The sequence below is a fragment of the Pseudomonas sp. WS 5071 genome (genome assembly GCF_012985765.1).
Classification (GTDB): domain Bacteria; phylum Pseudomonadota; class Gammaproteobacteria; order Pseudomonadales; family Pseudomonadaceae; genus Aquipseudomonas; species Aquipseudomonas lundensis_A.
Genome location: NZ_JAAQWY010000097.1, coordinates 1 through 561, shown reverse-complemented (window position 1 = coordinate 561; position 561 = coordinate 1). Strand labels below are relative to the sequence as shown.

1 protein-coding gene is annotated in these 561 nt (G+C 52.9%); it reads right to left on the bottom strand.

What is annotated here, in order from left to right; all coding sequences use genetic code 11:
- Positions 1-561: IS3 family transposase (locus HBN61_RS22385; RefSeq protein ID WP_170047936.1), on the bottom strand; the 561-nt coding region annotated here is incomplete at both ends.

The window sequence follows — 561 nt, the reverse complement described above, 5'->3', positions numbered from 1 at the left end:
ACACTGCGTTAAGTTTTTCTCGGCCTGGGCGGGCGTGAGCCCGCCATTGAATGTATGAGGCCGTATCCAGTTGTAGCGATGCATCAAATAATGGCTGATGTCCCGTTGCGCCTGCTGAACCGACATATAACCCACTGAAGGTATCCACTCGGTTTTCAAGCTGCGAAATACACGTTCCATAGGCGAGTTGTCGTAGCAATTGCCCCGGCGACTCATGCTCTGGCTGATGCGGTACCGCCACAGACGCTGACGGAAGTGGCGACTTCCATATTGCGATCCCTGATCCGAATGAAACAGCAGCCCTTGAGGCTTCCCGCGTTGCTCATAGGCTATATCCAGTGCTTTGGTGACCAAGTCAGCATCCGGGTTTCCTGATAACGCCCAGCCCACTATCCGGCGAGCATAGAGATCAATAACCACGGCCAGGTAGTGCCATTTCCCTTGCGCCCAGATGTAGGTGATGTCACCGCACCAAACCTTGTTTGGCTCGGGAACATCGAATTTACGATTCAGTGTATTTGGAATGTCAGGCCGTTCGACCGTTGCTTTTTTGTAGGCATG